The 17,811-nt window shown below is 68.1% G+C and carries 16 protein-coding genes and 1 pseudogene; 10 read left to right on the top strand and 7 right to left on the bottom strand.

Annotated elements, in window-relative coordinates; genetic code table 11:
* Positions 1-201, bottom strand: a 201-nt coding sequence (locus QZ609_RS14710; protein WP_295496141.1) for a carboxymuconolactone decarboxylase family protein, incomplete at its 3' end; no start/stop codon positions are given.
* A gap of 83 nt (positions 202-284) precedes the next feature.
* Here QZ609_RS14710 and QZ609_RS14705 point away from each other — a divergent pair.
* The 3 genes from QZ609_RS14705 (at position 285) to QZ609_RS14695 (ending at position 2,454) form a co-directional block, all read left to right on the top strand.
* A complete protein-coding gene (locus QZ609_RS14705) occupies positions 285-785 on the top strand; it encodes a MarR family transcriptional regulator (protein ID WP_295496138.1) in 501 nt (166 codons plus the stop codon).
* 119 nt (positions 786-904) lie between these two features.
* On the top strand, positions 905-1,570 hold the full coding sequence (locus QZ609_RS14700; protein WP_295496135.1) for a PadR family transcriptional regulator: 666 nt from the start codon (positions 905-907) through the stop codon (positions 1,568-1,570).
* 35 nt (positions 1,571-1,605) lie between these two features.
* Positions 1,606-2,454, top strand: a complete 849-nt coding sequence (locus QZ609_RS14695; protein WP_295496133.1) for a siderophore-interacting protein — start codon at positions 1,606-1,608, stop codon at positions 2,452-2,454.
* On the opposite strand, the gene QZ609_RS14690 is transcribed toward QZ609_RS14695, so the two are convergent.
* Entirely contained in the window at positions 2,451-2,678 is a 228-nt protein-coding gene (locus tag QZ609_RS14690; protein WP_295496131.1) for a hypothetical protein, read from the bottom strand. The genes QZ609_RS14695 and QZ609_RS14690 overlap by 4 nt on opposite strands.
* 210 nt (positions 2,679-2,888) lie before the next feature.
* Here QZ609_RS14690 and QZ609_RS14685 point away from each other — a divergent pair, with 210 nt between their 5' ends.
* Together QZ609_RS14685 and QZ609_RS14680 are read left to right on the top strand one after the other, a co-directional pair.
* Positions 2,889-4,484, top strand: coding sequence for a PAS domain-containing methyl-accepting chemotaxis protein (locus QZ609_RS14685; RefSeq protein WP_295496130.1), 1,596 nt, complete (start codon positions 2,889-2,891; stop codon positions 4,482-4,484).
* 85 nt (positions 4,485-4,569) lie between these two features.
* On the top strand, positions 4,570-5,082 hold the full coding sequence (locus QZ609_RS14680) for a hypothetical protein (RefSeq protein ID WP_295496127.1): 513 nt from the start codon (positions 4,570-4,572) through the stop codon (positions 5,080-5,082).
* Here QZ609_RS14680 and QZ609_RS14675 read toward each other — a convergent pair.
* Positions 5,072-8,632 carry an EAL domain-containing protein gene (locus QZ609_RS14675; RefSeq protein ID WP_295496124.1) on the bottom strand — a complete coding sequence of 1,187 codons (3,561 nt, stop codon included), beginning with the start codon at positions 8,630-8,632 and terminating at the stop codon, positions 5,072-5,074. The genes QZ609_RS14680 and QZ609_RS14675 overlap by 11 nt on opposite strands.
* A gap of 257 nt (positions 8,633-8,889) precedes the next feature.
* Between QZ609_RS14675 and QZ609_RS14670 the strand changes: the two genes are divergently transcribed.
* From QZ609_RS14670 to QZ609_RS14650, 5 genes are all read left to right on the top strand, one after another.
* On the top strand, positions 8,890-11,361 hold the full coding sequence (locus QZ609_RS14670) for a diguanylate cyclase (RefSeq protein ID WP_295496121.1): 2,472 nt from the start codon (positions 8,890-8,892) through the stop codon (positions 11,359-11,361).
* Positions 11,362-11,719: 358 nt separating this feature from the next.
* Entirely contained in the window at positions 11,720-12,028 is a 309-nt protein-coding gene (locus QZ609_RS14665) for a ferrous iron transport protein A (RefSeq protein WP_295496119.1), read from the top strand.
* A gap of 31 nt (positions 12,029-12,059) precedes the next feature.
* On the top strand, positions 12,060-13,916 hold the full coding sequence (feoB, locus tag QZ609_RS14660) for a ferrous iron transport protein B (protein ID WP_295496116.1): 1,857 nt from the start codon (positions 12,060-12,062) through the stop codon (positions 13,914-13,916).
* On the top strand, positions 13,913-14,227 hold the full coding sequence (locus QZ609_RS14655) for a DUF6587 family protein (RefSeq protein WP_295496113.1): 315 nt from the start codon (positions 13,913-13,915) through the stop codon (positions 14,225-14,227). Before feoB ends, QZ609_RS14655 begins: the two co-directional genes overlap by 4 nt.
* 101 nt (positions 14,228-14,328) lie before the next feature.
* Entirely contained in the window at positions 14,329-14,634 is a 306-nt protein-coding gene (locus QZ609_RS14650) for a hypothetical protein (RefSeq protein ID WP_295496110.1), read from the top strand.
* Between the two features lie 11 nt (positions 14,635-14,645).
* Here QZ609_RS14650 and QZ609_RS14645 read toward each other — a convergent pair whose 3' ends face one another.
* The 4 genes and pseudogenes from QZ609_RS14645 to QZ609_RS14630 all read right to left on the bottom strand — a co-directional run.
* Complete coding sequence (locus QZ609_RS14645) at positions 14,646-14,891, bottom strand: hypothetical protein (RefSeq protein ID WP_295496107.1); 246 nt, start codon at positions 14,889-14,891, stop codon at positions 14,646-14,648.
* Between the two features lie 112 nt (positions 14,892-15,003).
* Complete coding sequence (fur, locus tag QZ609_RS14640) at positions 15,004-15,459, bottom strand: ferric iron uptake transcriptional regulator (protein ID WP_295496104.1); 456 nt, start codon at positions 15,457-15,459, stop codon at positions 15,004-15,006.
* 423 nt (positions 15,460-15,882) lie between these two features.
* Positions 15,883-17,457 carry an alkyl hydroperoxide reductase subunit F gene (ahpF, locus tag QZ609_RS14635; protein WP_295496102.1) on the bottom strand — a complete coding sequence of 525 codons (1,575 nt, stop codon included), beginning with the start codon at positions 17,455-17,457 and terminating at the stop codon, positions 15,883-15,885.
* A gap of 252 nt (positions 17,458-17,709) precedes the next feature.
* Positions 17,710-17,811, bottom strand: a pseudogene (locus QZ609_RS14630) (peroxiredoxin); the annotation flags it as partial.

Below are 17,811 nucleotides of genomic sequence, written 5' to 3'. Positions count from 1 at the left end.
CTTGCGCGCCAGGTTCAGGTGGAACTGCACGCAGAACGCGCAGCCGTTGATTTGCGAGGCGCGTAGCTTGACCAGCTCGGTCAGCGTCTTGTCCAACCCGGAGGCGTCGACGGCCTTGCCGAGTGCCTGCAGCGCGGCAGCAGCACCGCCGGCGGTTTCCGTGAAGGCCGCGTAATCCATGCGGGGCGAGAGATCGTGCATGTCTGGCTCCTGAGGGGAGGGGGTCTAGGAATGGTAATATCAGTGCACGAACATCATATTCGAACTCTGATATTGTGAGTATCATGCGCAAAGACCACACGCCTGACGTGACTTCCGTCTCGATCCCCCAACCCGGCGAGGGCAAGCGCGGCGAGCAAGGCTATCTTGGCTATCTGCTACGCCAGGCCGGCGCCGCGCACCGGCTGCGCATGGAACGCGCCCTGGCCGACCTGGGCATCACGCCCCCACAGTTCGTGGTGCTGACCATGCTGGCGGCCTATCCCGGCCTGTCGAATGCCGATCTCGCCCGGCTCGCACTGCTGACGCCGCAGACCGTGAGCGTGATCGTCGCCAACCTGGAGCGCAGCGGCGCCATCACGCGGCGGCCGCACGCGGTGCACGGGCGCATCCAGCACATCGACGTGACCGCCGATGGGCAAGCGCTGCTCAAGACCTGCCGCACGCGCGTCAAGACCATCGAGGCCGAGCTGATCGCCGGCTTCTCGCCAGAAGAAGAACAGGTGGTACGCCGCTGGCTCGTCCACGTGGCCATGCAAGACGCCGGCGGCAACGCCGACACCTGATCACCCGAGCGGGCTCGCCCGCTTTTTTTTTGCCTGCGCGTCCTTGACTTCGTGATCGTCGCCACTATCATTCGATGTATCTTAAGATATATCGAATGATGTTCAGCAGGAGAACGATCATGCATGGATGGTTTGGACGCCAACGCCAGATGTGGATGGAAGCGCAATGGATGATGGCCCGGCACGGCCATGGCCCGCACGGCTTTGGCCGCGGATTCGGTGGGCGCGGCGGCCCGGGCGGCTGCGGCGACGGCGATGAGGGCGACAGCGGGGTCTGGCGCGGCCGCCGCCTCAGCTCGGCCGACCTGCAACTGGTGCTGCTGGCCTTGCTCAAGGAGAGTCCGCGCCACGGCTACGAGCTGATCAAGGCGGTGGAAGAGCACTCGCTGGGCTTCTACACGCCCAGCCCGGGCATGGTGTATCCGGCGCTGTCGTATCTGGAAGACCACGGCTTTGCCTCGGTCACGGCCGAGGGCAACAAGAAGCGCTACGGCATCACCCCTGAGGGCGAAGCGTGGCTGGCCGAACGCCGCAGCAGCGCCGACGCCATCCTCGCGCAACTGCGCGCCATGGGCGAGCGCATGCAGCGCATGAACGAAGCCATGGCCTTCGACCGCGACACCGACGCCGGTGCCGAGTGGACCGACACCGGCAACGACCCGCTGCGCACCGCACGCTGGCGCCTGAAGTTCGCGTTGATGGAAAAGCGCTTCGCCTCGCGCGAAGAACAACAGCGCGTGGCGGACATCCTGCTGCGCGCCCTGAAGGAGATCGTCGGGCGCTGAAACGCCCGGCTCACTTTCACCTGCAACCAGACGCCATGTTCCCTTTTTCCCGTACGCAAGGCCTGATGTCGCAGTTGCTCGCCCCCCTCAAACCCGGCACACGCCGCCTGCGCGTGCGCGCCGTCCACACGCTGTCGCCGCGCATGCGTCGGGTGGTCTTTACCGGTGATGCCCACGACGCACTGGCCGACCTGGCCGACGCAGCGCCGGGTGCGGCCATCAAGCTGATGTTTCCGGCGGCGGCCGCGTCGGGTTCGGCATCCGGCACGGCCCGCACGCTTGGCCGCGCTTACACCATCCGCCGCTATCACGCCGCGCGCGGTGTGCTGGAGATCGACTTCGTCGTCCACGATGACACGCCCCACGCGCAGCACGGCCCCGCCGCGCGCTGGCTGGAGCGCGCCGCGCCGGGCGACGTGATCGAATTCGCCGGCCCCAAGCGCGGCTTCCACGCCGATCCGGCCGCCCCGTGGACGCTGCTCGTTGGTGACGAAACCGCGCTGCCGGCCATCTTCGCCATCCTGGAGGCCTTGCCCGAGAGTGCCCCCGCGCAAGCGTTCATCGCCATTGGCCATGGGCACGCCCGGCTGCCGCTGGCGGACACCGCCCAGGCGCGCAACGCCGACATCCACTGGATCGAAGCCGAGATCGACCACGCCGGTGCCAGGACGGTGGCGGCGCTCAGCGCGCACGCCCTGCCCACCGGCACGCCGCAGGTCTTTCTGGCGGGCGAGGCGTCGCTGCTCAAGCAGGCGCGTGCGCTGCTCGAAGGCGCCTGGGGCATCCCGCGCGAGGCGATCGACGCCAAGGGCTATTGGACCGCCGGCCTCACGCGCGAGGAGCGCAAGTCGTTGCCGAACCGGCTGGCGGAGATGGCAGGCTAAGGCCGCGTCACCCACTCCTGCAGCGCGCGCTGCCCATACAGCAGCGCGGCATCGAGCGCCTCGCGCGGCGAGGCAAAGATGCACCCCGGCTGCGCCGGCCGCGAACCCGACAGCAGTTGCCCCTGCGCGTCGTGAAACACCACGTCGATGCGCGCCTCCCAGCCACGCGTGCCGACGGGAATCGCGCGTGGAACGATCTCCACATCGCCTGCGATCTTGTGCATACGTCCCTCCGCTGTGCATGCCGTTGGTTTAGCAACGCGCATGCCCGTGGGGCACGATCGCCCCCCCCCAACGCCGTCCACCAGCGCAGGCACGCCCATGCAGCCGCTTGACGTGGATCAAACGGCCATGCACCCGCCCTCTTCAGCCCGCCGCAGGGGCGCCGTTCCTCCTGGGAACCTCCGAATGTCCGCGCACAACGCGGCCCCATCATGCGAACCAACCTGCCGGTCACCGCCGCCGAAACCGCCCTCGCCCCCGCCGATTACCTGATCTCCCGCACCGACCAGAAAGGCCGCATCGTCTTCGCCAACCCGGCGTTCGTGCGCATCAGCGGCTACACCCACGAAGAACTGGTGGGCGCGCCGCACAACCTGGTGCGCCACCCCGACATGCCCGAGGCCGCCTTTGCCGACCTGTGGGCCACCATCCAGGCTGGCAAGCCGTGGCGCGGCCTGGTCAAGAACCGCCGCAAGGACGGCGGCTTCTACTGGGTGCAGGCCAATGTGACGCCGGTGTTCCAGGACGGCGTGATCACCGGCTATACCTCGGTGCGCTCGATGGCCACGCCCGCGCAGATCGCCCGCGCCGAACGTGCCTACGCCGCCATCCGCGAGGGCGACCCGTCGTACACCGTGCGCGAGGGCCGTATCCTGCGCACCGGCTGGCGCCGCCTGGCCAACCTGTTCCAGGTCGACAGCCTGCGCTTCAAGGTGATCGGCCTGCAGAGCCTGCTTGCCGTGGCCATCCTGATCGGCACGCTGTGGGCGCACGTGGCGCTGGAAGCGGCCGACCTGCACAACACGCAATGGCTGGTGCTCTCGCGCGACTGGCTGTGGCTGACCGGCGTGGGTTGCGCGGGGCTGGCGACACTCTCCGGAGTGCTGCTCGCGCGCACGCTGATCGGCCCGCTGGAGCAGGCCGCCGCGCTGGCCACGCGACTGGCTGCCGGGGATCTGACCACCACCCTGGAAGCGCGCGGTGCCGACGAGATCGGCGACGTCATGCGCGCCATGGGCACCATGCGCGCGAGCCTGTCGTCCATCGTGCGCGACATCCAGGATGGCGCGTCCAACGTGGCGCACAGCACGCTGCAGATCTCGGCGGGCAACCAGGATCTCTCCTCCCGCACGGAGCAGCAGGCCGCCGCGCTGGAGGAAACCGCCTCCAGCATGGAAGAGCTCACCTCGATGGTTGCGCAGAACGCCGATCACGCCCGCGCAGCCAGCGCCCTGGCCGAGAAGGCCTCCACCATTGCGGAAGACGGCGGCCAGGTGGTCGAGCGCGTGGTGTCGACCATGGATGCCATCCGCGCCGACAGCCAGCGCGTGACGGAGATCATCGCCACCATCGAGAGCATCGCCTTCCAGACCAACATCCTCGCGCTCAACGCCGCGGTGGAAGCCGCGCGTGCCGGCGAGGAAGGCCGCGGCTTTGCCGTCGTGGCCGGCGAGGTGCGCAGCCTGGCCCAGCGCAGCGCGCAGGCGGCCGCGCAAAGCAAGGAGATCATCCGCGCGTCGGACCAATCGGTGCGCGACGGCGTGGCCCTGGTGCACCAGGCTGGCGCAACCATGACGCAGATCGTCGGCGCCGTGCAGACCGTCACGCAGCTGATGTCGGAAATCTCGGCCAGCTCGCGCGAGCAAAGCAGCGGCATCGCGCAGATCAACGAGTCGGTTTCGCAGCTCGATGGCGTCACCCAGCAGAACGCCACGCTGGTGGAGGAAGCGGCGGCGGCGGCCGCGGTGCTGGCGCGCCAGTCGGAAGACTTGAAGCGCGCAGTGGCGGTGTTCCGCGCCGGATCGTAGCCGCTCCACACACTTCACATCAATTAACGAACTTGCGGCGGCGCACCGGCTCCCACCTGGATACCAACCGGGAACAGGGAGCCCCATGGCAAACGCATACGCCGGCCGGCGCGTCGGACTCGTCTGGGGCGTGGTCTGCGCCGCCACGCTGATGAACGTCCAGCCGTTCGGGCTGATCGACGCCTGGCAATTCCGCCACGAACCGGGCTGGTGGGCCTGGACTGGCTACGGGCTGGCCATCCATCTGGCGCTGGTGCTGGGTTTCGTCTTGGTGGGCGGGGTGATGGCGCGGGAGACATCGCCCCTGCGCGGCTGGCACGTGCTCGGCACCGCCGGGCTCATGTGGCTGGGCTACGTGCTGGTGACGCTGGTGCTGGGCGGCGCATCCTATCTCTACACCGGGCCGTCTGCATCGCCATACCGCACGCCCATCATCGGCATGACCGAAGATCCGCTCATGCGCCAATGGGCCGCCACGCTGGTGCTGGACGTGATGCCCGTGCGCGCGGTGGCCGTTGCTGCTTGCGTGTTCGCGATGGCGCGCGAGATCGGCGTGCGCCTGCGGGTGGCGGGCGCGGCAGGTACGCCTACACCGTGAAGCGCGTGTCGCGCTCCAGCAGCGCCGTCACCGCGTCGGGTGGCAACGGCTCGGAGAAGTAATACCCCTGCAGCACGTCGCACTGGTGGGCGGCCAGGAAGGCCGACTGCGCCGCGTCCTCCACCCCTTCGGCGCAGACCTTCACGCCCAGGTTGTGCGCCAGCACCACCACCGTGGTGCAGATGGCGGCGTCGTTGGAATCGCGGTCGATGTCCTTGACGAAGGCGCGGTCGATCTTGATCAGGTCGATCGGCAGCCGCTTCAGATACGCCAGGCTTGAATAGCCCGTGCCGAAGTCGTCGATGGCGATGCGCACGCCGAGCTGGCGGATCGCCGTCAGGTCTTCGATGGTGCGCTCGGTACCTTCCATCAGCATCGATTCGGTCACCTCCAGCTCCAGGAAGCCGGAGCCCAGCCCGTACTGGCGCTGCAGCTTGAGCAGCGTCGGCAGCACCGTGCCGCGCTTGAACTGCAGCGGCGACACGTTCACCGAGATGGTCAGGTCTTCGCCCAGGCCACGCGCATGCCACTGTGCACGCTGCTGCGCGGCTTCGGCCAGCACCCAGTTGCCGATCTCGACGATGAGCCCGCTCTCTTCGGCCACCGGAATGAAGGCGGCCGGCGGCAGCAGCCCGCGCGTGGGGTGAATCCAGCGGATCAGCGCCTCCAGCCCGCACATGCGGCCGGTCTTGGTGTCGATCTGCGGCTGGTACAGCAGGCGGAACTGGCCCTGCTCCAGCGCGGCCCGGATCTGGTGCTCCAGGTTCAGCCGGTACGACACCCCGATGTCCATCTCGGGCGCGAAGAACTCCAGGCGGTTGCGGCCGTTCTGCTTGGCGTTGTACATCGCCATCTCGGCGTGGCGCACCAGGGTCTCGCTGTCGGTGCCGTGCGCCGGGTATTCCGCCACGCCAATGCTGGCGGTCACGAACACCTCATGCCCCTCTACGCGGATCGGCTCGGCAAACAGGTCGAAGCCGAAGTCGACGCCATGCGAGCCGGCGTGCGAGAGCACCAGCGCGAAGACGTCGCCGCCGAAGCGCGCCACCGTATCCACCGGGTCGGCCGTGTCGCGCAGGCGCTCGGCGACGCGGCGCAGGACTTCGTCGCCCAGCAGGTGGCCGAGGCTGTCGTTGATGACCTTGAAGCGGTCGATGTTGATGAGCGCGACGTAGAAGCGGCTGCGCTGGCGCGCGGCCATCTCGACAGCCTGCTGCACGCGGTCGGTCAGCAGCGTGCGGTTGGGCAGGCCAGTGAGCGGGTCGACGGTGGCATGCTGTGCCAGGCGCGCGCGCGTCATCTCCTGCTCGGTCACGTCGTCCTGGATGCCGACGTAATGCGTGACGGCGCCCTTGTTGTCACGGATGGGCGAGAGCAGGAAGTTGTTCAGGAACGGATGGCCGTCCTTGCGGAAGTTGCGCAGCAGCACGCGGATCTCGCTCGCATCGCGCAATGCGACACGCACCTCGTTCAACGCCGGCTGCCCCGGCTCGGACGAATGCAGGAAGCGGCAATTGCGGCCGAGCACTTCCTCGGCGCGGTAGCCGGTCATGCGCTCGAAGCCGGGGTTGACGTAGACCAGCGGCAAGTCCGGCTGCTGCGCGTCGGCCACGGTGATGCCCGACGGCACCGATTCGACCACGCGACGCAGCAGGCGCAGCTGCTCGTCGGACTCGCGCCGCTCGGTGATGTCCTGCATGGTGCCGAACAGGGCGACGACCTCGTCGCGATCGTTGCGCTCGATGTTGCCGCGCGAGAGCACCCAGCGGTGCTCGCCATCGCGGCGGATCATCTCCAGCTCCAGCGAATACGGCACGCCCTCGGTGACGGCGCGGCTGGCGGCTTCGCGCAGGCGGTTGTAGCTCTCGCCGGTAAAGAACTGCGCTTGCTGCGCAAACGACGGCGCTGCCCCGGACGGCACGCCGGTCAGCACGTACATGCCGGAAGACCACGTGGCCGAATCGCGCAGCACGTCCCAGCGCCAGCTGCCCAGTTGGGCGATCTGCTCGGCCACGCGCAGGTTGGCCTCGCTGGTGCGCAGGTCGGCTTCGATGGCCGAGCGCTGCGAGATGTCGGTCACGCCGCCGGCCATGCGCACGGCGCGCCCGTCCTTGCCGCGATAGATGCTGGCGCGGACTTCCACCGTGCGCACCGCGCGGTTGGCATCGATCACGCGGCACACGTGGTGCCAGCTGTCGCGGTCGGAATGCAGCGCGGCGCGCAGCCCCTTGCCGAACACGTCGACGTCGTCCGGATGCACGAACTGGTGGAAGGTGAGTGTGCGCGAGGTGCCGCCACCCATGCCGTCGCCCTCGCCGGGCTCCAGCAGTGCGTCGCTGCCGAGCAGGCGGTGCAGGCTGGCGTTGGCCCAGGACTCGCCGGTGGCGATGTCCCAGTCGAAGATCCAGTCGTTGGTGGCGCTTGCCACGCGCTGGAAGCGCTCGGTCAGGCGGTGGACGGTGTCGTCGTGGCGCTGGATGGCGGCGCGCATTTCGTTGAAGGTCCGCTCAAGCAGCGACAGCTCGTCGCGCGTGCCGGCCTGCTCGGCCACGCGCGTGGAGAAATCGCCCGCCGCGTAGTGCCGCGCGGCGTCGACCAGCGCTTCCACGCGCGGCAGCACCAGACGCCGCATCGCCAGCTGGATCAGGGCCAGCAGCAACACGATCATCAGCGCGATGGCGCCGACGCCGGCCAGCGTGACGTCGCGCTGCTGGCGCGCCATGTCGGTGGCGTCGATGCCGCGCACCAGGCGCAGCCGGCCGGTGCTGGCGTACGGCACCACCATGGCGGCGTAGGCGCGCAGCGTGCCATCGGCATCGGTCACGAACTCGGGCGCGCCGGGCTCGGTGCCGGCCGCGGCCACGAGATCCCCCTTGGCGACACCCGGCGTGCCATCGGTCTGGGTGGGGGGCTGCGTCGGGCGCGCGCCGGACAGTACCGCACCGGCACCGTCCACCAGGAAGACCGGCGCGGAAGACGCCCCACCCGCCGCCGCGATCAACGCGCTTTGCCGGATCGAGGCAAAGGCCACGCCCTTGATCGCACCATCGGCCCCAACCACCGCTCGCGTGACCACCACCACGGGCTGGTGCGAGGCCCGGCCCGTCAGGAAGTTGGACAGCGACGGCCGCCCCGTGGCGATGAGCTCGCGAAAGAAATCGCGATCGGAAACATCGAGCCCGACCGCGCCGGACGTCGGCGTGCAAACGAGCTTGCCGTGCGCGTCGGCCACGCCCAGCGTGGCGAAGTCGCTTTGGTTGTGGATGACGCGGCTGACGAAGCGGGTGCACTCGCTGGGGTCCAGCCGCAAGACGGATTCATCGGCCACCACCACCGAAAGCAACTGGTCGGCATTGGCCAGCACCATGCCCACGCTTGCGGCGGCGCGCTGGGTCTCGTGCGAAAGACGTTGTTCGAGATGATCGGTGAGGCGATCCCGGTAGAGCGCCACCCCGGCGATGGCCACGATGACAGCGGGCAAGGCGGCCACAGCGGCCAGTGCGAGCAAGCGGCCGCGCAGCGTAGTGGGAAAGAAAGCGTGCTTCGGCACTTGGATGACCGGTAGAGCCTTGGTATTTGGCAACGCCATCAGATCGATAGCGCCCCTCGGAGCGAGCGCGGCTCAAACACCGTGATGTCCACGGCTGGCGCAGTGCGCAAGCATTTTGCTTGCAATTGCACCCGCACGCAACTTGTGGAAAGTGGGGAGCGCAACGTTGCGATGGACCGCTGCTTCGTGCCGGTCGCGCGCTGTTTCCTTGCCCAAACACGGCATGACGCTGCCATCTGGCTCTACAATCCGGCCACATGTCGACCACCCAACCGCCTCCCGCCCCGCGCCGCCTGTTGTTCCGCCTGTTGCCGGGCGTGGTGGCGGCTGCCCTGGTCCCGTTCGTCGCGCTGGTCGCGGTGGCGGTCAGCACGGTCTACGATGACACCCGGCACGACATCGATAGCCGCCTGGAGCAAGTCCTCACGCAGGCCGCGCGCCCGCTGGACGCCCACCTGGCCGACGCGCTCGACCGCCTGTCGGCCGCCACCGACGCCGACACCGCGCCGCGCAACGCAGCCGAGGGCCAGGCATGGCTCGATGCCCACGCCGAACTGCGCGGCGTGTTTGACAACGTCATGATCGTGGGCGCGGCCGGCGTCATCCTGGCCGATGCGCCGGAGCTGCCGCAACGGCGCGGCGACAACATGGCGCTGCACCCGATCTACAAGGCCGTGCGCGAATCGCGCCGTCTCTATATTGCCGAGCCCTTTCTCGCACCGGCGGGCCGGCGGCCGGTGGCCTCGTTTGCGGCCCCGCTGCATGGGCCCGATGGCGAATTCACGGGCCTGGTGATCGGCTCGATCGAACTGGCGCGCAACCCCATCCTGGCCGACCTGGAGAACACCCGCATCGGCCGCACCGGCCATCTACTGCTGGTGTCGGAGCACGGCCGCTATATCGTCGGGCCCGACCGCACGCGCCTGCTGCAGCCGGCACCGGACCTGGCCGACGGCCAGAGCGGTGCGCGCACGCTGGCGCAGGGCTGGAATGGGAGCACGGAATTCGTGCCGCCAGGGCAGGCGCCGGTCATCGTCAGCTACCGGCACCTGAGCGCCGTCCCCTGGAGCATCGGCGCGTGGTGGCCGGTGCAGGAAGCCTACGAGAGCGCGGCGCGCACCACGCGTACGCTCATCGCGGCCGGCATTGCGGCGGGCGCGGTGTGCCTGCTGTTTGCCTGGTTCTGGCTGGAGCGCGCCACCAGCCCCCTGGAGCGCCTGCGCCACGAAGTCGATGCCGGCGTGCCGATCCATGTGCCGTCCGCCCCCGCAAGCCGGCCTGCCATGGGAGATGCCGCCGCGCCCAACCCGCTCACGCGCCTGGCGGAACTCGCCGAGTCCAAGGCCTCGAACTTCGATCCGACCACGGAGGTAGGCGCACTGGCCGCCAGCGTCGGACGCCTGGCCCAGTATTGGGAGCACACGCTGGGCACCGCCGACGAGGAGGCCGCGTTCTTCCGGGCCCTCGCCGAGCATGCACCGGTGGGGCTGGCCTTCCTGGAGCGCTCGCTGGCCGTACCGTTCGCCAACGTCCGCTTCGAACGGCTGCTTGGCACCAGCGCTGCCACCATCGGACAGGCCCTGCAAGGCCATGAACGCACGAGCGTGCCCGCTGCCGCGCAGGCCGTTGCCACGGTGCTGCGGCATCTGCCCAACGCCCCGCTCGTGCTGGCCGACCAGCCCGTTGTCATCGCCACCGGCGATGCTGCCAGCAGCGGCGCTGTCTTGCTCACCGCGCGGCCGGTGGGCGGCGCGGGCACCCCGCTGGCCGGCTGGATCATCGCCGTGGTCGACGCCACCGCCGAGCAGCGCGCCAAGGAGGCGCTGGAGCAGGAGGTGCGCGCCGCGCTGCTGGTGCTCGACGCCATCCAGGAGCCGCTGCTGACCATCGATGGCGACGGCATCGTCACGCACGCCAGCCGCGCCATCGAAACCCTGGTCGGCACCCACCCAGCCCGCGCGATCGGCCAGTCGATCAACCGCCTGCTGCATCTGGTCGAGCACGACAGCGGGCGGCGCATCATCCCCACGCAGCTGCTGCGCTCGGGAGGCAGGCTTTCGGGCGGGCTGCGGCTGGAAGCGCCCAATGGGCGAGAGCGGGGGCGGCGCCATGACGTTGAACTCTCGTGGGGGCCGCTGCCAGGCACCTCGGGCGCGGGCGTGCTGGTGCTGCGGGACGTGTCGGCCACGCGCGAGACCGTGCAGCGCATCGCCTGGGACGCCACGCATGACGTGCTGACTGGCCTGCTCAACCGCCGCGGCTTCGATGCCACGCTGGCCGCGCAGGTGGAGGCGCATCGCGGCACCCATGGCGCACCGCACACCCCACACGCGCCGCTGGCGCTGATCATGATCGACCTCGACGGCTTCAAGGCCATCAACGACCGCTACGGCCACGCCGCCGGCGACGAGGTGCTGCGCGGCATCGCCGAACTGGTGGTGCAGAGCACGCGCACGCAGGATTACGTCGCCCGGCTGGGCGGCGATGAGTTTGTGGTCATCCTGCCCAATTGCGGCATGCAGGCGGCTGTGACCTTCGCCGATCGCATCCGCGCAGCGCTGGCGCGCCAGCCGGTGCTGGCCGCCGGGGCCCGCGCAGAGATCGCGCTGTCGCAAGGGGTGGTGGAGTTGCAGACCGATGACGCCGACGCTACGGCCTTCCTGGCCCGCGCAGATGCCGCCTGCTACCGCGCCAAGAACGAGGGCCGGGGCGCCATCGCGACCGGCTGAACCGCCGCCAGGGCGGACGCCAATGAAAAAAGCCACCGGATAGCGGTACCCGGTGGCCTTAAAGAATACGCTTTGAACGGGGAAGTTCAGCGCACTTGAAGCATAGGCAATGACCCCCATTCGCGCCAATACCCAGGATAGGGTAATTTGGCAAAAACCCTTTACCGATGCAGGTTTTGCGGGCAGTTACCCCGACAATTGTGTGCCCAGAGCAACGTGCGCGGAGATCCCCCAAAAAAGCGACGTGTTCTGACACAGCGCAATGCTTGGTCGTGCAATGTTGCGATATAATGAAAACGATTCGCATTTACGCAACACGCACAACCCTACGCACCCATTCTGTCACGGATCACGCACGATGCGGCTTTCCGAGCTTACCCGCCGGGCGACGGCGGTGGTGGATCACGTTGAAGACCGTGAGCCCGCCGATCCCATCAGCCAACGCCTGCGCGAACTCGGTTTCGTGACGGGCGAATCGGTGCGCGTGGTGGCCGTCGGCCCGTTCGGCGGCGATCCGCTGGTCGTGCAGGTGGGCTTTACGCGCTTTGCCCTGCGCCGCCAGGAAGCCGCCCGCGTGCGGCTGCGCGCTGAAGCGGCAACGCAGCCCACCCAACCCGCCGCCGCCGCCGAAACACCCCCGCCCGCCCAGGTGCGCAAGGCGGCTTGATTTCCGGCCCATCGCTTTCTGGCCTTTGCAGATGCACGCTTCTCCCGCTTCCTCCTCCCCCGCGCTCCGCGTCGCACTGGTCGGCAATCCGAACTGCGGCAAGACCGCGCTGTTCAATCTGCTGACGGGCAGCCGCCAGAAGGTGGCGAACTACGCCGGCGTGACGGTCGAGCGCAAGGAGGGCCGCTTCGTTGCGCCGTCGGGCCGGCATGTACAGATCCTCGACCTGCCGGGCGCCTACAGCCTGGTGGCCACCAGCCCCGACGAAGCCATCACGCGCGACATCTGCCTCGGCACGTTCCGTGGCGAGCCGCGCCCCGACCTGCTGATCTGCGTGGTCGATGCGACCAACCTGCGCCTGCACTTGCGCTTCGTGCTGGAGCTGCAGCGCCTGGGCCTGCCGATGGTGCTGGCGCTCAATATGGTGGACGCCGCCGAGCGCCGCGGCATCCGCATCGACCGCGCCAAGCTGGAAGCCGCGCTGGGCGTGCCGGTGGTGCAGACCGTGGCGATCAAGCGCAATGGCGCCGCCGATCTGGTCGCGCACATCGACCACGAACGCCTGCCCGCCGTGCCGGTGGGCCTGTCCGCCGACGCCGATCCGCACATTGAAGTGAAACGCCTGCTCGACACCGCCGTCACCATGCCGCGCAGCACGGCCGAGCTGGACGACCGGCTCGACCGCATCGTGCTGCATCCGGTGCTGGGCCTGGCGCTGCTGGCCGTGCTGATGTTCTTCATGTTCCAGGCCGTGTTCTCGTGGGCCAAGCCGCTCATGGATGGCATCCAGGCCGGCGTGGAAGCGGTGGGCGTGTGGGTGGGCACGGTCATGCCCGATGGCATGCTCAGGAGCCTGTTGGTCGACGGCATCATCGCCGGCGCGGGCAGCGTGCTGGTGTTCCTGCCGCAGATCCTGATCCTGTTCCTCTTCATCCTGGCGCTGGAAGAGTCCGGCTACCTGCCGCGCGCGGCCTTCCTGCTCGACCGGCTGATGGCGGGCGCGGGGCTGTCGGGCCGCTCGTTCATTCCGCTGCTCTCCAGCTTCGCCTGCGCGATTCCCGGCGTGATGGCCACGCGCACCATCCAGGACCCGCGCGACCGGCTGGTGACCATTCTGGTGGCGCCGCTGATGACCTGCTCGGCGCGGCTGCCGGTGTATGCGCTGCTGATCGGTGCGTTCATTCCGGTGCGGCAGGTGTGGGGCGTGTTCAACCTGCAGGGGCTGGTGCTGTTCGCGCTGTACATGGCGGGCATCGTGTCGGCGCTGGTGGTGGCCTACGTGCTCAAGTACCTCAAGCGCGACCGCAACGAGCATCCGCTCATCCTCGAGCTGCCGTCGTACCGCCTGCCGAACCCGCGCAACCTGGCCATCGGCCTGATCGAGCGCGCGCGCATCTTCCTGCGCCGCATCGGTACGGTCATCCTCAAGATGATGGTGGTGCTGTGGTTCCTCTCCACCTTCCCGTCGCCGCCGGCGGGCGCCACCGGCCCGGCCATCGACTACAGCTTCGCCGGCCACATCGGTCGCGCGCTGGAAGTCGTGTTCGCGCCGATCGGCTTCAACTGGCAGATGTGTATCGCGCTGATTCCGGGCATGGCCGCACGCGAGGTGGCCGTGGGGGCGCTGGCGACGGTGTACTCGCTGTCGGCCACGCATGAGAACGCCGCCGCGCAGCTCGCCCCCGTGATCGCCGCGCAATGGCCGCTGGCCACCGCGCTGGCCTTCCTGGCGTGGTACGTGTACGCGCCGCAGTGCATCTCGACGCTGGCCGCCATCCGCCGCGAGACCAACTCATGGAAGGTGATGGCCGCCACCGCCGGCTACCTCTTCGCGCTGGCCTACCTGGCCGCCTTCATCACCTATCACATCGCACGGGTGCTGGCATGAGCGTGTATCACGTAGTGGAAACCGGCGTCGTCGCCACGGTGGTGGCGATGAGCGCGCTGTCGATGATGGGTCGCTACGCGCCGGTCATGCGTGCTCGCGCGATGGCGCGCGTGGCGGGCTGGTGCGACCGCCCCGCACGGCCGGGTTGGGTGCGCGCCTTCGGCCAGCGCCTGCTGACACCGGGCGCGGCACCGTCGTGCCACTCCGATCCGCTCTCGGGCAGCGCGTGCGGCAGCGGCTGCAGCGGTTGCGCGTCGGGCGAGTCATCGACGCCGACCGAGCAGCCGATCCAATTCATGCGCCGCAAGTAACGACGCAACGCCGCCACAGCGCCAACGGACCCTGCATGGGTCCGTTTTGTTTTGCGCAATGCAAGCGTAGACTGGTCCCAACCTGAACGGGGGGACGCACCATGACAGAAGACCTGCTGGTTCAGCTGATCGCGGAAGTCGAAAAGGAAGACCCGGTGGATTTCGCCAACCTGCCCTTCGACGAGCAGATGTTGCGCGGCCTGGTCTGCAAGCTGGTCTCGCACCAGCTCACGCAGATGGAAGATGCGCACTTCAGCCAGGACGAGGTGATTGTTTCGCTAACGGCGAGCATCGCCAAACTGGTGCTGGAAAACCTCGTGCTGAATGCGCGCCTGCTGGCGCAGCAAGGGCACAGTGAAAGCGCCCGCGAACTGCTGGAGCGCATCGCCCGCCAGGCCAAGGGCTAGGCAGCCAGACGTTAGGACGCCACGTTGTACTGCGTGCGCGCCACCGTCAGGAAGCGCTTGACGACGTGCAGGCCACGAATCGCGGCAGCGTCATCGTCGGTCCGGAAATCAAATTCGGCGCTCCAGTTGCAGCCGGTGTGATCGGGGCGGTGAATGCACATGGCGCGCAGTTCGCACTGGGCGCATTCCGGGTGCTGCTGGACGCAACGGGCCAGCAGGGTCTTGAGTTCATCTTCGGACTTGAGACGGCGTCGCATCGGCATCTCCTGGGTGGCACATGGTCTGTTGGAGGGAGACACGCCCGGTGAGTTTCCCCATGATCCCGACGATGATGTTTCAGAGCGTAACTAGGTCACCTCGCGCATCACATCAGGCATTCAGGCCGATGGCGTTGCCCGCACCCGCACGCGCCTGACATGCCGGGCACACTCCATAAAGCGCCAGCGCGTGCTCGCGCAGCACAAAGCCGCGCGCGGCGGCCACGCTCTCTTGCCGCGCCTCGATCGCATCGTCGTGAAACTCTTCCACGCGCCCGCAGGCGAGGCAGATCAGGTGATCGTGGTGCGCGCCTTCGTTGATCTCGTACACCGCATGGCTGGCCTCGAACGTGTGCCGCAGCAGCACGCCGGCATCCACCAGTTGGTTGAGCACCCGATAGACGGTCGAGATGCCGATGTCGATCTCGGAGGTAAGCAGCTGGCGATAGACGTCTTCCGCGCTCAGGTGGCGGCCGTGGTCCGTACCGGCGGCGAGGATGTCCAGGATCTTGACGCGCGGCGACGTGGCTTTGAGCCCGGCCCGGTGCAGGTCGGTCGAGTTTGGCATGGCGTTGGAGCGAGAAAGGGGTGCGGCTGACGTAGCGGGATGCAGGGGGATTCAGAAAAAGATGGCATGGCTGGCGCCCGGGAAAGTCGCAGTCGGGAAAGCGGGGTCTGAGTGCTTTCCCGACTGTCGGGCGGCTGGCTACGGCCAAACGCTCTGTGTGTCAGAGCGGTCCCCACAAAAGATCGGTTGCCGGGGCGCCCAGGACTGGGCGCACGCACAGCGGAATTCGGTTCGACGTGCCGGGCTTTCTCAGGTGGTTGCCTGTGCTGCAGCGCTGTCGATGGATCAACTATAAATGCGAATGATTCGCATTTCAAGGACTTTTTGCGGCCCTGCTGGTGACCCAGGCTTTCCAGGCGGCGGACATGAAAAAAGCCGGCCCCGCTCTCGCGGGGTCCGGCTTCGTACAGCTCGGCTTGTCTATCAGGCCGCTTCCGCCAGCGGCACGCGGATCAGGTGGTCGAACGCCGACAGCGCTGCCTTCGCGCCATCACCGGTGGCGATGATGATCTGCTTGAACGGCACGGTGGTCGAATCGCCCGCCGCGAACACGCCTTCCGCGCTGGTCTGGCCGCGCGCATCGACGATTATCTCGCCGAAGCGGTTGCGCTCCACGGCGCCGTCCAGCCACTCGGTGTTGGGCACCAGGCCGATCTGCACGAACACGCCTTCCAGCGCGACGTCGTGGTCGGCACCGCTCACGCGGTCCTTGTAGCGCAGGCCGTTGACCTTCTCGCCGTTGCCGGTGATCTCGGTGGTCTGCGCGTTGGTGACGATGGTCGCGTTGGACAGGCTTTGCAGCTTGCGTACCAGCACGGCATCGGCGCGGAGCTGATCGCCGAACTCCAGCAGCGTGACATGGGTGACGAGGCCGGCCAGGTCGATGGCCGCTTCCACGCCCGAGTTGCCGCCGCCGATCACGGCCACGCGCTTGCCCTTGAACAGGGGGCCATCGCAGTGCGGGCAATAGGCGACGCCCTTGTTCTTGTATTCCTGCTCGCCAGGCACGCCCACGTTGCGCCAGCGCGCGCCGGTCGACAGGATCACCGAGCGGCCCTTGAGCACCGCGCCGTTGGCCAGCGTCACCTCGGCAAAGCCGCCCGGCGCGTCGGCCGGCGTGAGCTTGACCGCGCGCTGCGCGTTCATGATGTCGACCTCGTACTGGCGCACGTGCTGCTCCAGCGCGGCGGCAAACTTCGGCCCTTCGGTCTCCTGCACGGAGACGAAGTTCTCGATGGCCAGCGTGTCCAGCACCTGGCCGCCGAAGCGCTCGGCCACCACGCCGGTGCGCACGCCCTTGCGTGCGGCGTACACGGCCGCTGCCGCGCCCGCCGGGCCACCGCCGACGATCAGCACGTCGTACGGGTCGCGGGCGGCGAGCTTCTCGGCATCGCGCGCGGCGGCGCCGGTGTCGATCTTGGCGAGGATCTCTTCCACGCCCATGCGGCCCGAGCCAAACGTTTCGCCGTTCAGGAACACGGTCGGCACGGCCATGATCTTGCGCGACTCGACTTCGCCCTGGAACAGCGCGCCGTCAATCGCCACGTGCTGGATGCGCGGGTTGATCACCGACATCACGTTCAGCGCCTGGACCACGTCCGGGCAGTTCTGGCACGTGAGCGACATGTAGGTCTCGAAGCGGAAATCGCCTTCGATATTGCGGATCTGCTCGATCACGTCGGCTTCGAGCTTGGGGGCATAGCCGCCCACTTGCAGCAGCGCCAGCACCAGCGAAGTGAACTCGTGGCCGGTCGGGATCGCGGCAAAGCGCACGCTCACATCGGAGCCGGTGCGGCGGATCAGGAACGATGGCGACCGTTCGCCATCGTCGCGTTGTTCGGTCAGCACGATCATGCCGGACTGCTCGGCGACGTCGCGCAGCAGGTCCATCATGTCGCGGGAGCCCTCGCTGTCATCGATCGAGGCGACCAGCTCAATGGGCTGCACGAGGCGTTCGAGGTAGGCCTTCAGTTGGGCCTTGACATCAGCATCCAGCATGACGACTTCCTTATTCGTATTGATTCGTATCGGGACAGTCCGGGGAGGTGACACATGGGCACATGCCGCCTCCCCTTAAGCAAACGGCCGGCAGTGCCGGCCGCTGCAATCAAGCGGCAAAGCCGCTTGGAACCTGTTCATGGTCCGTAGCGAGCGGCCTGAGGTTGGCCCGAGAAGCGCAGCCGTACATGGGTACGGCGAGCATCACAGGGCCAAGATCGGGACGCGCAGTAGGACCGTGGGCAGGTTCGCTTAGATCTTGCCGACCAGGTCCAGCGACGGCTTGATCGTCTTGGCGCCTTCGTTCCACTTGGCCGGGCACACGTTGCCCGGGTTGTTGGCGACGAACTGGGC

Source organism: uncultured Ralstonia sp., from assembly GCA_913056305.1.
Classification (GTDB): domain Bacteria; phylum Pseudomonadota; class Gammaproteobacteria; order Burkholderiales; family Burkholderiaceae; genus Ralstonia.
This window is presented reverse-complemented; position numbering and strand designations above follow the sequence as displayed.

Excerpts from the sequence above, each read along its gene's own strand:
- QZ609_RS14705 (WP_295496138.1), top strand. The coding sequence starts at position 285 with ATGCGCAAAGACCACACGCCTGACGTGACTTCCGTCTCGATCCCCCAA.
- QZ609_RS14700 (WP_295496135.1), top strand. The coding sequence starts at position 905 with ATGCATGGATGGTTTGGACGCCAACGCCAGATGTGGATGGAAGCGCAA.
- QZ609_RS14695 (WP_295496133.1), top strand. The coding sequence starts at position 1,606 with ATGTTCCCTTTTTCCCGTACGCAAGGCCTGATGTCGCAGTTGCTCGCC.
- QZ609_RS14690 (WP_295496131.1), bottom strand. The coding sequence starts at position 2,678 with ATGCACAAGATCGCAGGCGATGTGGAGATCGTTCCACGCGCGATTCCC.
- QZ609_RS14685 (WP_295496130.1), top strand. The coding sequence starts at position 2,889 with ATGCGAACCAACCTGCCGGTCACCGCCGCCGAAACCGCCCTCGCCCCC.
- QZ609_RS14680 (WP_295496127.1), top strand. The coding sequence starts at position 4,570 with ATGGCAAACGCATACGCCGGCCGGCGCGTCGGACTCGTCTGGGGCGTG.
- QZ609_RS14670 (WP_295496121.1), top strand. The coding sequence starts at position 8,890 with ATGTCGACCACCCAACCGCCTCCCGCCCCGCGCCGCCTGTTGTTCCGC.
- QZ609_RS14665 (WP_295496119.1), top strand. The coding sequence starts at position 11,720 with ATGCGGCTTTCCGAGCTTACCCGCCGGGCGACGGCGGTGGTGGATCAC.
- feoB (WP_295496116.1), top strand. The coding sequence starts at position 12,060 with ATGCACGCTTCTCCCGCTTCCTCCTCCCCCGCGCTCCGCGTCGCACTG.
- QZ609_RS14655 (WP_295496113.1), top strand. The coding sequence starts at position 13,913 with ATGAGCGTGTATCACGTAGTGGAAACCGGCGTCGTCGCCACGGTGGTG.
- QZ609_RS14650 (WP_295496110.1), top strand. The coding sequence starts at position 14,329 with ATGACAGAAGACCTGCTGGTTCAGCTGATCGCGGAAGTCGAAAAGGAA.
- QZ609_RS14645 (WP_295496107.1), bottom strand. The coding sequence starts at position 14,891 with ATGCGACGCCGTCTCAAGTCCGAAGATGAACTCAAGACCCTGCTGGCC.
- fur (WP_295496104.1), bottom strand. The coding sequence starts at position 15,459 with ATGCCAAACTCGACCGACCTGCACCGGGCCGGGCTCAAAGCCACGTCG.
- ahpF (WP_295496102.1), bottom strand. The coding sequence starts at position 17,457 with ATGCTGGATGCTGATGTCAAGGCCCAACTGAAGGCCTACCTCGAACGC.